General features: G+C 74.4%; 19 protein-coding genes and 1 pseudogene. 15 read left to right on the forward strand and 5 right to left on the reverse strand.

The features are described from left to right. Window positions 1-5 precede the first annotated feature (5 nt). From DT076_RS20300 to DT076_RS17270, 3 genes and pseudogenes are all read right to left on the reverse strand, one after another. Window positions 6-281, reverse strand: a complete 276-nt coding sequence (locus DT076_RS20300; RefSeq protein WP_267896846.1) for a PhzF family phenazine biosynthesis protein — start codon at window positions 279-281, stop codon at window positions 6-8. 76 nt (window positions 282-357) lie between these two features. Then, window positions 358-939, reverse strand: a pseudogene (locus DT076_RS20305) (PhzF family phenazine biosynthesis protein); the annotation flags it as partial. Next, complete coding sequence (locus tag DT076_RS17270) at window positions 837-1,385, reverse strand: GNAT family N-acetyltransferase (RefSeq protein WP_114127954.1); 549 nt, start codon at window positions 1,383-1,385, stop codon at window positions 837-839. The gene DT076_RS17270 and the pseudogene DT076_RS20305, both read right to left, overlap by 103 nt. A gap of 137 nt (window positions 1,386-1,522) precedes the next feature. Here DT076_RS17270 and DT076_RS17275 point away from each other — a divergent pair, with 137 nt between their 5' ends. The 5 genes from DT076_RS17275 to DT076_RS17295 all read left to right on the forward strand — a co-directional run bounded on the left by DT076_RS17275 (window position 1,523) and on the right by DT076_RS17295 (window position 6,388). Beyond that, complete coding sequence (locus tag DT076_RS17275; RefSeq protein ID WP_199539265.1) at window positions 1,523-2,248, forward strand: HemK2/MTQ2 family protein methyltransferase; 726 nt, start codon at window positions 1,523-1,525, stop codon at window positions 2,246-2,248. Beyond that, window positions 2,245-2,478: a CDGSH iron-sulfur domain-containing protein gene (locus DT076_RS17280; RefSeq protein ID WP_233494033.1), complete on the forward strand. Its 234-nt coding sequence runs from the start codon at window positions 2,245-2,247 to the stop codon at window positions 2,476-2,478. Before DT076_RS17275 ends, DT076_RS17280 begins: the two co-directional genes overlap by 4 nt. Continuing rightward, a complete protein-coding gene (locus tag DT076_RS17285; protein WP_114127955.1) occupies window positions 2,475-3,476 on the forward strand; it encodes an iron-containing redox enzyme family protein in 1,002 nt (333 codons plus the stop codon). The genes DT076_RS17280 and DT076_RS17285 overlap by 4 nt, the downstream gene beginning before the upstream one ends. Window positions 3,477-3,529: 53 nt before the next feature. After that, window positions 3,530-5,212: a ribonuclease J gene (locus DT076_RS17290; RefSeq protein WP_114127956.1), complete on the forward strand. Its 1,683-nt coding sequence runs from the start codon at window positions 3,530-3,532 to the stop codon at window positions 5,210-5,212. Between the two features lie 327 nt (window positions 5,213-5,539). Continuing rightward, window positions 5,540-6,388: a carbon-nitrogen hydrolase family protein gene (locus DT076_RS17295; RefSeq protein WP_199539266.1), complete on the forward strand. Its 849-nt coding sequence runs from the start codon at window positions 5,540-5,542 to the stop codon at window positions 6,386-6,388. A gap of 69 nt (window positions 6,389-6,457) precedes the next feature. Here the strand turns inward: DT076_RS17295 and rpmB are convergent, their stop codons facing one another. After that, entirely contained in the window at window positions 6,458-6,655 is a 198-nt protein-coding gene (rpmB, locus tag DT076_RS17300; protein WP_114127957.1) for a 50S ribosomal protein L28, read from the reverse strand. Window positions 6,656-6,956: 301 nt separating this feature from the next. Between rpmB and DT076_RS17305 the strand changes: the two genes are divergently transcribed. Then, window positions 6,957-7,295, forward strand: coding sequence for a hypothetical protein (locus DT076_RS17305; RefSeq protein ID WP_199539267.1), 339 nt, complete (start codon window positions 6,957-6,959; stop codon window positions 7,293-7,295). 6 nt (window positions 7,296-7,301) lie between these two features. On the opposite strand, the gene DT076_RS17310 is transcribed toward DT076_RS17305, so the two are convergent. Further along, window positions 7,302-7,496 carry a hypothetical protein gene (locus DT076_RS17310; RefSeq protein WP_114127958.1) on the reverse strand — a complete coding sequence of 65 codons (195 nt, stop codon included), beginning with the start codon at window positions 7,494-7,496 and terminating at the stop codon, window positions 7,302-7,304. A 117-nt stretch (window positions 7,497-7,613) separates the two neighbouring features. Here DT076_RS17310 and DT076_RS17315 point away from each other — a divergent pair, with 117 nt between their 5' ends. The 9 genes from DT076_RS17315 to glpX all read left to right on the forward strand — a co-directional run bounded on the left by DT076_RS17315 (window position 7,614) and on the right by glpX (window position 15,264). Continuing rightward, on the forward strand, window positions 7,614-9,881 hold the full coding sequence (locus DT076_RS17315; protein ID WP_233494034.1) for an ATP-dependent DNA helicase RecG: 2,268 nt from the start codon (window positions 7,614-7,616) through the stop codon (window positions 9,879-9,881). After that, window positions 9,878-10,498: a 16S rRNA (guanine(966)-N(2))-methyltransferase RsmD gene (gene rsmD / locus DT076_RS17320; protein WP_114127959.1), complete on the forward strand. Its 621-nt coding sequence runs from the start codon at window positions 9,878-9,880 to the stop codon at window positions 10,496-10,498. Before DT076_RS17315 ends, rsmD begins: the two co-directional genes overlap by 4 nt. Next, window positions 10,498-10,974: a pantetheine-phosphate adenylyltransferase gene (gene coaD / locus DT076_RS17325; protein WP_325048385.1), complete on the forward strand. Its 477-nt coding sequence runs from the start codon at window positions 10,498-10,500 to the stop codon at window positions 10,972-10,974. The genes rsmD and coaD overlap by 1 nt, the downstream gene beginning before the upstream one ends. A gap of 131 nt (window positions 10,975-11,105) precedes the next feature. Beyond that, window positions 11,106-11,687, forward strand: a complete 582-nt coding sequence (locus DT076_RS17330) for a YceD family protein (protein ID WP_114127961.1) — start codon at window positions 11,106-11,108, stop codon at window positions 11,685-11,687. 2 nt (window positions 11,688-11,689) lie between these two features. Further along, window positions 11,690-11,881 (forward strand): 50S ribosomal protein L32, encoded by a 192-nt coding sequence (rpmF, locus tag DT076_RS17335; RefSeq protein WP_114127962.1) that lies wholly within the window; start codon window positions 11,690-11,692, stop codon window positions 11,879-11,881. After that, window positions 11,844-12,686 carry a ribonuclease III gene (rnc, locus tag DT076_RS17340; RefSeq protein ID WP_114127963.1) on the forward strand — a complete coding sequence of 281 codons (843 nt, stop codon included), beginning with the start codon at window positions 11,844-11,846 and terminating at the stop codon, window positions 12,684-12,686. Before rpmF ends, rnc begins: the two co-directional genes overlap by 38 nt. Beyond that, window positions 12,679-13,533, forward strand: coding sequence for a bifunctional DNA-formamidopyrimidine glycosylase/DNA-(apurinic or apyrimidinic site) lyase (gene mutM, locus DT076_RS17345; RefSeq protein ID WP_114127964.1), 855 nt, complete (start codon window positions 12,679-12,681; stop codon window positions 13,531-13,533). Before rnc ends, mutM begins: the two co-directional genes overlap by 8 nt. Window positions 13,534-13,647: 114 nt before the next feature. Further along, window positions 13,648-14,178 carry a gluconokinase gene (locus DT076_RS17350; RefSeq protein WP_114127965.1) on the forward strand — a complete coding sequence of 177 codons (531 nt, stop codon included), beginning with the start codon at window positions 13,648-13,650 and terminating at the stop codon, window positions 14,176-14,178. Between the two features lie 99 nt (window positions 14,179-14,277). Continuing rightward, window positions 14,278-15,264 carry a class II fructose-bisphosphatase gene (gene glpX, locus DT076_RS17355; protein WP_114127966.1) on the forward strand — a complete coding sequence of 329 codons (987 nt, stop codon included), beginning with the start codon at window positions 14,278-14,280 and terminating at the stop codon, window positions 15,262-15,264. Window positions 15,265-15,277: the final 13 nt, after the last annotated feature.

The raw sequence follows: 15,277 nt of genomic DNA on the forward strand, positions 1-15,277 counted from the left end.
CCCGGCTAGAGCGCGACGGTGCCGCTGATCAGCACCTCGGCGCGTCCGCCCACCCGGACGTCGGCACCGTCGCGTTCGACGTGCACCCGGCCGGCCCGGCCCAGCACGGTGCCCTGGGCGGCGACGTAGCGCCCGGGCAGCACCCCCGTGCCGGTCAGCCACTGCCCGAGCCCGGCGTTGAGCGAGCCGGTGACCGGGTCCTCGACCAGCACCCCCTCGTGCACGAGGAACGCCCGCACCTCCAGCCGGCAGCCCTGGCCGGTGTCCCGCAGCCCGGCCACCCCGACCTCCAGACCTTTCCAGCAGCGCCGGCTGCGGCCGGACCCGCAGCACCGTCTCCGCGTCGGGCAGCAGCACCCCGATCCACTGCGGCCCGTTGACCAGCCAGACCGCCTCCACGACGTCGGCCGCCGACAGCCCGAGACCGGCCACCAGCCGTTCGCGCAACGCCTGCTCGACCGGCTCGTGCCGCAGCAGCGGAGGAGCGGTGAAGGCCAGCCGGTCCCCGTCGCGGCGCACCTCCACCAGCCCGGCGCCGCACTCCTGCACCACCGCGTCGCCGCGCGGACGCCCGCCGGCGTCCAGCCAGGCCGCGGCCGAGCCGAGCGTGGGATGGCCGGCGAAGGGCAGCTCGGTGGTCGCGGTGAAGATCCGCACCCGGTAGTCGGCGCGGGGGTCGGTGGGCGGCAGCAGGACGGTCGTCTCGGACAGGTTGGTCCAGTGCGCGAAGGCCTGCAGGGTCGCGTCGTCGAGGCCCTCGGCGTCCAGCACCACGGCCAGCGGGTTGCCGCGGCCGGTGTCGGAGCCGAAGACGTCGAGCTGGCGGAATCGTCGCCTCACCGGTCCTCCGGGGTGATGTCGGTGTGCAGCCGCACCTGGCGGAGCCGGACGGCGCCGTCCTCGCTGCCCAGCTCCCGGTGCGCGCCGTCGGGGGCCCACCCGGCGGAGCTGAGGAAGGTGCGCAGCCGGTCGTCGGTGCTGGCCACCCAGCAGGTGGCACGGGTGAACCCGTCGGCCCGCAGCGTGTCCACGCAGGCGTTGAGCAGCCGGGAGCCGTGCCCGCGGCCGGTGGCGCGCGGGTCGACCACGAACTCACCGACCATCCCGTCCACCCCGGGCTCGGCGTCGGCGTCGGGACTGGGGGAGGTGGTGGCGAAGCCGACCAGCTCGCCGTCGCCCAGGGCCACCAGCACCCGGCACTCCGCCAGCGGCGGCCGGTCGATCGCGGCGTACCACTGCTCGGTCATCTCGGCCAGGTCGATCCCGCCCAGGGCGACCGACCCGACCTCGCTGTGCTGCCAGACCCGGCGTTGGAGCGCCGCCAGCGCGGGTGCCTCCCGGGGCAACGCCGTCCGCACGGAGTCCGCGATCGGGGTGTCGGCCACGGTGCCCGATGGTAGACCCCGTGCCCCGTCGGTGGAGCCGGCACCGCAGGTCGGGGCCGGTTTGACGGCGCGCGCGGACGGATACCTCCGCGGCAGCCGGCCGTCCCGCTCCGGCCCCCGCGACCACGAGGAGTGCCATGGCCTTCGCAGGAGTCGACGCGCTGTTCCGCCCGGTCGGTCGGTCCGGCACCCGGTGGCCGCCCACCGTGGCGCTGCCCGGCACCTACCGGGTCCAGCACGACTCGCTGCTGCTGGCCGAGCACGTCCGCCGGCACGCCGCGGGACGCAGCGTCCTCGACGTCTGCACCGGGACCGGCTTCCTCGCCCTCACCGCGCGGCAGGCCGGCGCCACCGACGTCGTGGCCGTCGACCTGGCCCACCGCTCGGTGCTCAGCGCCCGGCTCAACTCCGTGCTGTCGCGCTCGGCGCTGACCGTGCGCCGCGGTGACCTCTTCGCCCCGGTCATCGACCGGCGTTTCGACCTGGTGGTCTGCAACCCGCCCTACGTGCCCTCGCCCACCGACGTCCTGCCCCGGCACCGCGCCGCCCGCTGCTGGGACGGGGGGACGTCTGGGCGGCTGGTCCTCGACCGGGTGTGCGCCGGCGCGGCCCAGGTGCTCGCCGGAGACGGCCGGCTGCTGCTGGTGCACTCCACGGTGACCGGGGTGGAGGCCACCCTGGAGCGGCTCGACCGGCACGGGATGCACGGCGAGGTCGTGGCGCGACGCACGGTGCCGTTCGGGCCGGTGATGACCCAGCGCGGCGCCTGGTTGCACGAGCGTGGTCTGCTGGACCCGCAGGAGCAGGAGGAGACCCTGGTGGTGGTCGAGGGCCGGCGTCGCCGGCGGGAGGAGGACCGGTGAGGGGAGAACCGGCGGAGGTGGCGACGACGGCGGAGGACCCGCCGGCGCACCGCGTGCTCGTCGCGGAGGACGGGCCCGTGCTGGTGGAGGGGCCGGTGGAGCTCGAGCTGCCCGACGGCAGCGTGGTGCGCTCCGAGCGCCGCGTGGTCGCGGTGTGCACCTGCCGGCGCAGCGCGATCTACCCTCTCTGCGACACCAGCCACCGCCGTCGACGGAGGAGGACGACATGACCGCGACCATCCCCGCACCGGTCGAGCAGCTCGACCGTCCCGCCGTGCCGCCCGCACGGGGCGAGCTGTCGACCGCCGTGGTCGACCTGCTGCACGGGCGCCGCGACGACGTGCCCGACCCGACCGCCGCCGATCCCTTCGGCGACGACCTGCAGCTGGCGCTCGCGCTGACCGGTGAGCTGCACTACCGCGGCCTGCAGGGCGTGGACGACGAGCTGGAGTGGGCGCCGGCGGTGGCCTCGGCGCGTCACGCCATGCAGGACCACTTCCTGGCTGCGCTGCGCAAGCAGCTGCCCGGCGGCGACGACGTCGAGGAGGTGGTGGCCGAGCTCGTGGTCGAACCGGTCGACGGCACCGGCGTCAGCCACCACCTGGCCGCCGAGGGCACCGTCGAGCAGTTCACCGAGTACGTGGCCCACCGGGCGCACTACCACCGCAAGGAGGCCGACCCGCAGGCCTGGGTGATCCCGCGGCTGCAGGACGCCGCCAAGGCGGGGCTGGTGACGGTGGAGCACGACGAGTACGGCGCCGGACGGGCCCGGGCCATGCACTCCGCGCTGTACGCCCAGATGATGCTCGAGCTCGGGCTGGACCCGGGCTACGGCGCCCAGCTCGCGGTGACCAGCCGCTGGGTGCTGGCCGAGGTCAACCTGCAGACCCTGTGCGGGCTGCGGCGCAGCCTGCGCGGCGCCTCGGTCGGGATGTTCGCGGTGATCGAGCTCACCTCCTCCCCGGGTTCGGCCCGGTTCGTGCAGGCGGCCCGCCGGCTCGGGCTGGGGCCGGCCACCGAGCACTTCTACGCCGAGCACGTCGAGGCCGACGCGGTGCACGAGCAGGTGCTGCGGCGTCAGGTGCTGGCGCCGCTGCTGGCCCTGGAGCCGGGGCTGGCCGGCGACGTCGTGCTGGGCATGCAGGCCAGCGGGTGGCTGGGCGACCGGTTCGCCGAGGAGCTGCTGACGGCCTGGGGGCGGGGCGCGTCCAGCCTGGTGGCGGCGTGAGCGCGGTCGCGGCCGGTCCCGGCACGACGTCGCACCACTAGGGTGTGGGAGTGATGAGTGCTGCACTGCGAACCCCGCCCCGGCTCGCCCCCGACACGCTGCGGGTCACCCCGCTCGGCGGGTTGGGCGACATCGGGCGCAACATGGCTGCGCTGGAGGTCGACGGCCAGATCCTGCTGATCGACTGCGGGGTGCTCTTCCCCGAGGACGACCACCCAGGGGTCGACCTCATCCTCCCCGGGTTCGAGGTGATCGCCGACCGGCTGGACGACGTGGTCGGGCTGGTCCTCACCCACGGCCACGAGGACCACATCGGCGCGGTGCCCTACCTGCTGCGCCAGCGGCGCGACATCCCGCTGATCGGCAGCCGGCTGACCCTGGCGCTGGTGCGGGAGAAGCTGCGCGAGCACCGGCTCCGCGACACCGAGTACCGCACCGTCGAGGACGGCCAGCGGGTCACCTTCGGCGCCTTCGACCTCGAGTTCATCGCGGTCAACCACTCGATCCCCGACGCGCTGGCCGTCTTCGTCCGCACCGCCGCCGGCACCGTCCTGCACACCGGCGACTTCAAGATGGACCAGCTGCCGCTGGACGGACGGATCACCGACCTGCGCGCCTTCGCCCGGCTGGGCGAGGAGGGCGTCGACCTGCTGATGGTCGACTCCACCAACGCCGAGGTGCCCGGTTTCACCACCCCCGAGCGCGACATCGCACCAGCGCTGGAACGGGTCTTCGCCCGCAGCACCCAGCGGCTGATCGTGGCCTGCTTCGCCTCCCACGTGCACCGGGTCCAGCAGGTGCTGGACGCCGCGGTCAGCCACGGCCGCAAGGTGGTCTACGTGGGCCGGTCGATGGTGCGCAACATGAAGGTGGCCAGCGACCTCGGCTACCTGCACGTGCCCGGGAACACCCTGATCGAGCTCAAGGACATCGAGAACCACCGGCCCGAGGACGTGGTGATCATCTCCACCGGCTCCCAGGGCGAGCCGCTGTCGGCGCTGTCGCGGATGGCCAACCGCGAGCACCCGGTGATCGACCTGGAGCGTGGCGACACCGTGGTGCTGGCCAGCTCGCTGATCCCCGGCAACGAGAACGCCGTCTACCGCGTCATCAACGGCCTGGCCAAGCTGGGCGCGACCGTGGTGCACAAGGGCAACGCGATGGTGCACGTCTCCGGCCACGCCAGCGCGGGGGAGCTGCTGTACTGCTACAACATCCTGCGTCCGCGCAACGTGATGCCGGTGCACGGCGAGGTCCGCCACCTGATCGCCAACGGCGCGCTGGCCGAGGCCACCGGCGTCCCGGCCGACCGGGTGGTGCTGGCCGAGGACGGCACCGTCGTCGACCTCGCCCGCGGCCGGGCCCGGGTCGTCGGGCAGGTCGACTGCGGCTACATCTTCGTCGACGGCTCCACCGTCGGCGACGTGTCCGAGACCGCGCTGACCGACCGCAGGATCCTCGGCGAGGAGGGCTTCATCTCCGTGGTCGCGGTGGTCAACACCCGCTCCGGACGGCTGATCAGCGGGCCCGACATCCACGCCCGCGGGTTCCACGAGGACGCCACCGTCTTCGACCCGGTCGCCGGGCAGATCACCCGCGCCCTGGAGGACGCCCTGGGCGACGGCGTCACCGACACCCAGCGGCTGCAGCAGGTCATCCGCCGCACCATCGGGCGCTGGGTCAACACCTCCTACCGGCGCCGGCCGATGATCGTCCCCACCGTCGTCACCGTCTGAGGACGCGGCGCGACCCGCGGCGCGGGGTGGTTGACGGGCGGGGTCGCCCGGGCGAGCATGGTGCCCGGCGTGACCCACGCCCCACCTCCGTCGACCGGCCCCAGCCCGGTCCCCAGCAGGAGGCAAAGGGACTCCCGTCTCGGGTCGCTCGTCTGAGTCCCTCCGCCCCGGACGGGACCGCTGGGGGGTCGCGCCCGGGTGCGTGGAAGGCCAGATGACAGCGCACCGCAACCTCAAACGACGGGTCGGGCCCGCGCCGCCAAGACGGGCGAGTCCTACACCGCTGCCCTCCGGCACTTCCGTCCGACTCCTCCAGGAGAATCCGACATGCCGGAACCCACCACCCACACCCTGCGTCTGGCCGTCGTCTCGTCGACGGTGCGCCAGGACCCGACCGATGCCGCCGCCCTGCAGGCCAGCGGCGCTGAGGCCAGCGCGCTGGTGCGCCGGGCCGCCGCCGCCGGAGCCCGCCTGGTGCACCTGACCGAGGGGGCGCTCTGCTTCCCCGACAAGCGGGTGGTCTCGGCCACCGGACCCGAGGAGATCGGGCCATCCGACTGGAGCCGGGCGGACTGGCCGGTGTGGCAGGAGCAGCTGGACGCCCTCGCCGCGCTGTCCGCCGAGCTGGGGGTGTGGACGGTGGTGCCGTCGGTGCACCCCCGACCCGCGCCGGCGCGCCCGTACAACAGCGTCTACGTCCTCTCCGACCGGGGGACGGTGGCCGCCCGTTACGACGAGCGGATGCTCTCGACCTCCAAGGCCACCTGGATGTACGCCGCCGGCGAGCAGCCGGTGACCGTCGACGTCGACGGGTTCCGGCTCGGGTTCGCCCTCGGGCTCGACGTCCTCCTGCCCGAGCTGTTCACCGGCTACGACCACCTCGACGTGGACGCCGTCCTGGTCTCCTACGCCACCAGCGGGCTCACCGGGAACGCCCACATCGGCACCCGGGCCCGTGGGGCGGCGGCCTCGCACACCTGCTGGGTGAGCCTGGCCGTGCCGGCCGACGCCACGGCCGGGCTGACCTCGATGGTGGTCGACCCGGTGGGGGAGGTGGTGGCCGAGGCGCCGGGCGAGGGCGTCCCCGGGTTCGTGCTCGCCGACCTGCACCGGGCCGAGGTCATCGCGGCCGGCCGGGCGTTCCGCCGGCGCTCCCGCGAGCGGCTGCCCGGCTGAGCCGACAGCGCCCGACGACGGCAGAGCCCGCCCCGGAGGACCGGGACGGGCTCTGCTGGTGCTCTGGGCTCAGGCGCTGACGGCGCGGGTGACCTTGCCCGCCTTGAGGCAGGAGGTGCACACGTTGAGCCGCTTCGGGGTGCCGGCGACGACCGCCCGGACCCGCTGGATGTTCGGGTTCCAACGCCGGTTGGTCTTCTTCTTCGACCAGGGGACGTTGTGTCCGAAGCCCGGCCCCTTGGCGCAGACGTCACATACGGCAGCCACTGGATCTCTCCTCGTCAGGTGCCGCCCGGGTCAGCCGGGGCGGCGCAGCTCGGACTCGCGGGTGTGCGAGTGGGTGTACACGTGTGGTGGTCCCAGGATCGGGAACCGGTCAAGCGTAGCCGACCGGCACCACGGACACCTAATTCCCCGGCCGGAGCGCGGGCGCCGGCCGAGGTCGTCCACAGCCTGCCACGGTGCCTGAGCGTCGTCCACAGGCGGCCCGGCGGTGGCGCATGACCGCCGCCGAGCCGCCCATGGTCAGGGCATGCCGGACGTGCCGGCCCGACCAGAGGAGACCTCCGTGAACCGACCGATCGCCGCCGCCTGCTGCGCCGCGGGCTGCCTCGTCGCCGTCCTCGCCGGGACGCTCGGCGCCGCCGCCGGCCCCGCCGCCGCGCACCAGCCGACCCCCGAGCCGCCCGGCGACACCGTCGTCCGGGTGACCGGGGACGCCGCGAACGGCTTCAGCATCCTGCACGCCGACGGCACCGAGCTGCACCCGCCGACCGACTCCGAGGCCCTGGCCGAGTGCGCCGAGTACGACACCGCCCGGCAGCGGGTGGCCTGCCGTACCGAGGTGCGCACCTGGTACCGCGACCTGGCCGTGCTGCAGCAGGCCCTGGAGTGGGCCGGGCGCTGAGCGGGGTCAGAGACCGAGCTTGCCGCCCAGACCACCCAGGCCGCCGAGCAGGTCCGACGGGTCCACGCCCAGCCGCTGCAGCAGGCCGGCGTCGCGGTCGGTGTCGACCTGGTCGGGCAGCTCGGACTCGGCCTGGCCGGCTTTGTCCTGGTGGCCCATCTCCTTGAGCTTGTCGATGATCTGCTGCTTGTCGATCTGCATGTCGGCTCCTCCGGCTCCGTCGGTGGGCCCGGGGTGTACCCGGTCGACGCGGCGGTACCCAGCCGCCGCGGTGCGGGTGGCCCGGGCCCGTCAGGGGGTCGCACTAGGGTGCCCGGTGTGACAGCACCGACCGGCGGCTGGCGGACCGACGCGTTCGCCCTCCTGCACACCAAGGTCGAGCGGCTCGTCGGCGGCGCGACCGCGAAGGCGCTGAGCCGGTGGCGGATCGAGACCGTCGGCGACCTGCTGCGCCACCTGCCACGGCGCTACTTCGCCGGTGCCGAGACCAGCGACCTGGCCGCGCTGGTGCCGGGGGAGGAGGTCGCCGTCCTCGCCACGGTGCGCTCCACCAAGCTCCACCACGGCCGGTACAACCCCGACGACCGCTCGCGCGGACAACGGCGGGCACCCCGCGGACGGCTGGAGGTGGTGGTCACCGACGGCAGCGCCGACCTCGCGCTGACCTTCTTCGGCAACAGCCACCTGCTCGAGCACTGGTCGGCCCAGCTGCCGGCCGGGGCGCGCGGCATCTTCGCCGGCAAGGTGGGGGAGTTCCAGCAGCGCGCACAGCTGACCAACCCCGACTACGTGGTGCTGGCCCCCGACGGGCGGGTGGTCGGCGGCGCCCAGCGCAACCTCGCCCTCGCCCAGGTCGGCCACGACGGCCTGATCGGGCTGTACCCGACGACGAAGAAGCTGCCCACGTGGCAGGTGGCCGAGTGCGCCCGGCTGGTGCTGGAGGCGGTCGAGCAGCAGCTGCAGGACCCGCTGCCGGCCTGGGTGCGGCTGCGGCTGGGGGTGCCGGACCTGGTGTCGGCCTTCCGCTCGGTGCACCTGCCGCGCACCCGCGACGAGGTGGAGCCCGCCCGCCGGCGGCTGCTGCTGGACGAGGCGCTGGCGGTGCAGGTCACCATGGCCCAGCGCCGCGCCGAGGCGGCCCGGGTGCCCAGCACCCCGCGCCCGCGGCGGACGGAGGGGCTGCTCGCCGACTTCGACCGGCGGCTGCCGTTCACGCTGACCGACGGCCAGCAGCAGATCTCGGAGGAGATCTTCACCGACCTGGCCCGCGAGCACCCCATGCAGCGGCTGCTCCAGGGCGAGGTCGGGTCGGGCAAGACGCTGGTGGCGCTGCGGGCCATGCTGGCGGTGGCCGACACCGGCGGGCAGAGCGCCCTGCTGGCCCCCACCGAGGTGCTGGCCAGCCAGCACCACACCACCATCACCGCGATGCTCGGCGACATGGCCCACGCCGACACCCTGCACGCAGCCGAGCACGCCACGCGGGTGGTGCTGCTGACCGGCTCGATGAGCGCCCAGCAGAAGCGCGAGGCGCTGCTCGAGGTCGCCAGCGGGCGCGCCGGCATCGTCATCGGCACCCACGCCCTGCTCTCCGCGCAGGTCCAGTTCGCCGACCTCGGCCTGGTGGTGGTCGACGAGCAGCACCGCTTCGGCGTCGAGCAGCGGGCCGCCCTCGCGGCCAAGGCCGACACCCGGCCGCACCTGCTGGTGATGACGGCCACGCCGATCCCGCGGTCGGTGGCGATGACCGTCTTCGGCGACCTCGAGGTGAGCACCCTGAGCGAGGTCCCCGCCGGACGCAGCGAGGTGACGACGGTGCTGGTCGACGAGCGGCGCAACCCCCGCTGGGTCGACCGGGCCTGGCAGCGGATCCGCGAGGAGGTCGCCGCCGGGCGGCAGGCGTTCGTGGTCTGCTCCCGGATCGCCGAGTCCGACACCGTGCGGCCTCCCGGCGGGGATGAGGCGGAGGACGCCGTCCCGCCCCGGACCGTGGAGGACCTGCACGCCGAGCTCGTCGCCGGCCCGCTGTCCGGGCTGACGGTGGAGATGGTGCACGGCCGGCTGCCCGCCGAGCAGAAGGACGCCACCATGCGCCGCTTCGCCGCCGGCGAGGTGGACGTGGTGGTCGCGACCACGGTGATCGAGGTGGGGGTGGACGTGCCCAACGCCTCGGTGATGGTCATCAGCGACGCCGACCGGTTCGGCATCTCCCAGCTGCACCAGCTGCGCGGCCGGATCGGCCGGGGTGCGCACCCGGGGGTGTGCCTGCTGCTGACCACGAGCCCGGCCGACTCCGAGGCCCGCCGGCGCTTGGAGGCGGTCAGCCGCACCCGCGACGGCTTCCAGCTCGCCGACGTCGACCTGGCCCAGCGGCAGGAGGGCGATGTGCTCGGCGCCAGCCAGTCCGGAGCCCGCTCCAGCCTGCGGCTGCTGCGGGTCATCGACCACGCCGAGGAGATCCAGCTGGCCCGCGAGGTCGCCGAGGAGTGGGTGGGACGTCCCGACGCCGCCACCGATCCGGTGCTGGCCGACCTGCGTGCCCAGGTGGAGCTGCTCGCCGACCCGGAGTGGATGGAGCGCACATGAGCCGGATCATCGCCGGCAGCCGCCGCGGCCAGCGGCTGGACACCCCGGCGGGCGAGCGCACCCGGCCGACCACCGACCGGGTCCGCGAGGCCTTCTTCTCCGCGCTGGCCTCCTGGGCCGGGACCGCCCACGCCCCGGTCGAGCGGTGGTTCGCCGGCCTGCGCTTCGCCGACCTGTACGCCGGCTCCGGCGCGGTCGGGCTGGAGGCGGCCAGCCGGGGCGCGAGCGCGGTGCTGCTGGTGGAGGCCGAGCGGGCGGTGGCTGCGGTCACCCAGGCCAACGTCCGCCGCCTCGGACTGCCCGCGCGGGTGCAGACGGCCAAGGTCGAGCAGCTGCTCGGCGCGCCCGCGCCCGAGCCCTTCGACGTGGTGTGGCTCGACCCGCCCTACGCCGTCGACGCCGCCACCCTGGATGTCCAGCTGCGGGCCGTGGTCGCCGGCTGGCTGGCCCCCGACGGCGTGGTGGTGGTCGAGCGCGGGCGGCGCAGCCCCGACCCGGGCTGGCCGGAGGGGATGGAGACGTGGTCGCGTCGCTACGGTGAGACCGTGCTGCACTGGGCGCAGCGGCAGCCGGCGGACGAGCAGGGCCAGCCGGCGGACGAGCAGGAGGAAGCCTGATGCGGGCCATCTGCCCGGGGTCGTTCGACCCCGTCACCCACGGCCACCTCGACGTCGTGGGGCGGGCCTCCCGGCTGTTCGACGAGGTGGTGGTCGCGGTCGGGGCCAACACCAGCAAGACCGCGCTGTTCACTCCCGAGGAGCGGGTGGAGATGCTGACCGAGACGGTGGCCGGACGCCCGGGCGTCACCGTCACGCTGTTCTCCGGGCTGCTGGTCGACTACTGCCGCGACCACGACGTCGACGTGGTGGTCAAGGGCGTGCGCCGGGCCGCCGACGTCGACCACGAGCTGCCGATGGCCCAGCTGAACGAGCGGATGGGCGGGCTGGAGACGGTGTGGCTGCCCACCGCCGCGCAGTGGGCCCCGGTGTCGTCCACCCTGGTCCGCGAGATCGCCCGGCTCGGTGGGGACGTCACCCCGTTCGTCCCCGACGTCGTCGCCACCCGGATCGCCGCCCGGCTCGGCGCCGGGTGACCACCGGGACGCGCCTGCGAGCACCGGCGAGGGAGGCCGTCGTCCGGCGGTTTGGCGAAGGGCACCGGCGGCGGGTAGCATCGCACGTCGGTTATGACGCTGTCGTACCGCCGCGTGTGAAAGGCAATGCGATGACTTCGCTGCACCGCCCCGCCGATCCCCGTTCGGGGCTCGTGATCAGCACCCACGACCTGGGTCGCCAGCAAGGGCGGATGATGGAGGTCACCCGTGTGGCCGACGCACCCGACGAGCTCGGCAACGACGTGATCGGAGTGCCACCTGGTTCGCCGATCGCCCTCGAGCTCCGGCTCGAGAGCGCGGGGGACGGGGTCCTGGTCACCGGATCGGCTGAGGTCGAGGTGTCGGGGGAGTGCGCACGCTGCCTGACCGCGATCTCGGACCGCACCGAGCTCGACGTGATGGAGCTGTTCCTCTACCCCGACAGCGAGGCCGACGACGAGGAGGCCAGCAGGCTGGAGGGCGAGCTCATCGACCTCGAGCCGCTGATCCGCGACACGGTGGTGCTCGACCTGCCGTTCACGCCACTGTGCCGCGAGGACTGCGCCGGGTTGTGCCCGCTCTGCGGGCAGGACCTGAACGCCGCCCCCGACCACACCCACGAGGATCCGGTCGATCCCCGCCTGGGTGCGCTGGCCGACTGGCAGCCCCAGACCAGCAGTACCGAAGAGACCAGCACACCAAGGGAGCAATGACCATGGCCGTCCCGAAGCGGAAGATGTCGCGCAGCAACACCCGGCACCGCCGTTCGCAGTGGAAGACCACCGCGCCCGCGCTGGTCACCTGCGCCAACGCGGCCTGCCGCGCCAAGCACCTGCCCCACACCGCCTGCCCGTCCTGCGGCCAGTACGGTGCCGGCGCGAGCCGCCGTCAGGTGCTCGAGTCCTGACTCGTTGAGCAGCATCGACTCCGTGCTGGAGCAGCTGGGGGTCCCGCTGGACCCCCAGCTGTTCGAGCTCGCAGTGACGCACCGCTCGTTCGCCTACGAGAACGGCGGGCTGCCCACCAACGAGCGCCTGGAGTTCCTCGGGGACTCGGTGCTCGGTGTGGTCGTCACCGAACACCTCTACCGCACCCACCCCGACCTCAGCGAGGGCCGGCTGGCCAAGCTCCGTGCCGCGGTGGTCAACGCCCGCGCCCTGGCCGGTGTCGCCCGGGGTCTGGAGGTCGGCCCGCGCATCCGGCTGGGCCGGGGTGAGCTCAACAGCGGCGGCCACGACAAGTCCTCGATCCTGGCCGACACCATGGAGGCGCTGATCGGTGCGGTGCACCTGGCGCACGGCGTGGAGGGGTCGGCGCGCTTCGTGCACCACCTCTTCGACCCGCTGATGGAGGCCGCCGCCAAGCTCGGCGCCGGTCTGGACTGGAAGACCAGCGTGCAGGAGCTGGCCGCCGGTGCCGGGCTGGGCATCCCCGCCTACACCATCACCGAGGCCGGGCCGGACCACGCCAAGGAGTTCGAGGCCTGGCTGGTGCTCGGTGAGGAGCACTTCGGCCCCGGTCGGGGCCGCAACAAGAAGCAGGCCGAGCAGGAGGCCGCCGCGCTGGCCTTCCGGATGCTCGAGGAGCGGCTGGCTGACCAGCCCCAGGCCGTCGCTGCGGCCGCGGCGGCCGGGGCCGAGGGCGCTGCGGAGTCGCTCGTCGGCGGCGACGCCGCGGACGGGTCGGCCTCCGACCGGCCCGTCGATGCCTGAGCTGCCCGAGGTCGAGGTCGTCCGCCGCGGTCTGGAACCGCAGCTCACCGGTCGCACGGTGGCCGCGGTGCAGGTGCTGCACCCGCGCCCGGTCCGACGCCACCTCGCCGGGCCCGCCGACTTCGCCGCCACCCTGGTCGGGCGCACCTTCGACGTCCCCCGCCGGCGCGGCAAGTACCTGTGGCTGCCCCTCACCGACGGCGACGCGGTGCTGGCCCACCTCGGCATGAGCGGGCAGTTCCGGGTGGACGGGCCCGGTCGTCCGCTGGCCCGCAACACCCGGGTGGTCGTCTCCTTCACCGACGGTCGGGAGGAGCTGCGCTTCGTCGACCAGCGGATGTTCGGCGGGTTGTCGCTGTCCCCCGGCGGGGCCGGGCTCCCGCCGGAGATCGCCCACATCGCCCTCGACCCCTTCGACCCGGCCTTCGACCCGGCCGAGGTCGGTCGCCGGCTGCGACGCCGGCGCACCGGGCTGAAGCGGGCCCTGCTCGACCAGACCCTGGTCTCGGGGATCGGCAACATCTACGCCGACGAGGCGCTGTGGGCCAGCCGGCTGCACTGGGCACGCGCCACCGACACCCTGGCCGCCGCCGCGGCCCGCGACGTGCTGCTCGCCGCCCGCGACGTGATGGCGGCCGCGCTGCAGCAGGGCGGGACGTCCTTCGACGCGCTCTACGTCGACGTCAACGGCTCCAGCGGCTACTTCTCCCGCGCGCTCGCCGTCTACGGCCAGGCCGACCGCCCCTGCCCGCGCTGTGGCACCGCGGTCGTGCGGGACTCCTTCATGAACCGCTCCTCCTACCGCTGCCCCCGCTGCCAGCGCCGGCCGCGGTCGGCCCGCTGGTGAGCGCCCGCGCCCCGCGCGGCCCGGTCGGCGGGCCGCGGGAGGCCCCGCGCCGGTAGCATCACGCTCCCGGACCCGCCCCGCCGCGGGTGCCGCCGTCTCGTCGCGAGGAGTGCCATGCCAGCCGCACCACCGGTCCGCCGCATCGTGGTGATGGGCGTCCAGGGGTCAGGCAAGACCACCATCGGACACCTGCTGGGGGAGCGGCTGGGCTGGCGCTTCGTCGACGGCGACACCCTGCACAGCGACGAGGCGCGGGCGCGGATGGCCGGCGGCACCCCGCTCACCGACGAGGACCGCCACCCCTGGCTGGAGCGGGTCGGGCAGGTGCTCGGATCGCAGGCGCCGGTGGTCGTCGGCTGCTCGGCGCTGCGCCGCCGCTACCGCGACCAGCTGCGTCGGCACGCTCCCGACGCGGTGATGGTGCACGGCCACGCCGACCCCGAGCTGCTGGCCGCCCGCGTCGCCGGGCGTCAGCACGAGTACATGCCGCCGCAGCTGCTGCAGTCCCAGCTGGAGACCCTGGAACCGCTGCAGGACGACGAGGCCGGCATCGTCGTCGACGTGGACGCCCGCCCCGACGACATCGTCACCGACGTCATCCGCCGGCTCGGCCTGCGACCCGACCCCGACGGACCGGAGCGCTGACCCGCACCGCCGGTCCGGCACGGTCGCGACGGCCCGGTCCGGTGGGCGTCCCCCACTAGGCTGAGCCGAACCCTGCTGCACCCGACGGAGGACGAGGCCGTGCCCGACACCGATCTGCTGTACCGCCAGCCCGACCGCAACCTCGCGCTGGAGCTGGTGCGGGCCACCGAGGCCGCGGCCATCCGTGCCGTCCCCTTCATCGGCCGCGGCGACAAGAACGGGGCCGACGGTGCCGCGGTGGACGCGATGCGCTCCTTCCTGGCCACGGTCGACTTCGCCGGCGTGGTGGTGATCGGGGAGGGCGAGAAGGACGCCGCCCCGATGCTGTTCAACGGCGAGCAGGTGGGCACCGGACGCGGCCCGGCCTGCGACATCGCGGTCGACCCCATCGACGGCACCTCGCTGACCGCCTCCGGCCGGCGCAACGCCATCTCGATGATCGCCGCCGCCGACCGCGGCTCGATGCTGGACGCCTCCAGCGTCTTCTACATGGACAAGCTGGTCGCCGGGCCGGAGGCCGTCGGGCTGCTCGACATCCGCCGCCCGATCGGGGAGAACGTCCGGCTGCTGGCCGAGGCCAAGGGCAAGCCGGTGGCCGAGATGCAGGTCGGCGTGCTGGACCGCCCGCGCCACGAAGGGCTGATCGAGGCCATCCGGGCGGCCGGTGCCGGCACCCGGCTGATGCTCGACGGCGACGTGGCCGGTGGCATCGACGCCGCCTCGCACGACGGCGCCCTCGACCTGTGCGTGGGCATCGGTGGCAGCCCGGAGGGGGTGGCCACCGCCTGCGCCATCCGCGCCCTGGGCGGGTTCATCCAGACGGTGCTCGCCCCCCGCGACGACGAGGAGCGCCAGCGCGGCCTGGACGCCGGCCTGCGGTTCGACCACGTCTACGACGCCGAGCAGCTGGTCACCAGCGACAACACCTTCTTCGTCGCCACCGGCATCACCGACGGCAACCTGGTCGCCGGCGTCCGCCGGGACGGCCCGGTGATCCGGACCGAGTCGATCGTCCTGCGCTCCCGCTCCGGCACCATCCGGCGGGTCACCGCCGACCACCTGGTGCAGAAGTGGTTGGAGTCCTGACCGCGCCCCGCCG

This window comes from Desertihabitans brevis, from assembly GCF_003327535.1.
Taxonomy (GTDB): domain Bacteria; phylum Actinomycetota; class Actinomycetes; order Propionibacteriales; family Propionibacteriaceae; genus Desertihabitans; species Desertihabitans brevis.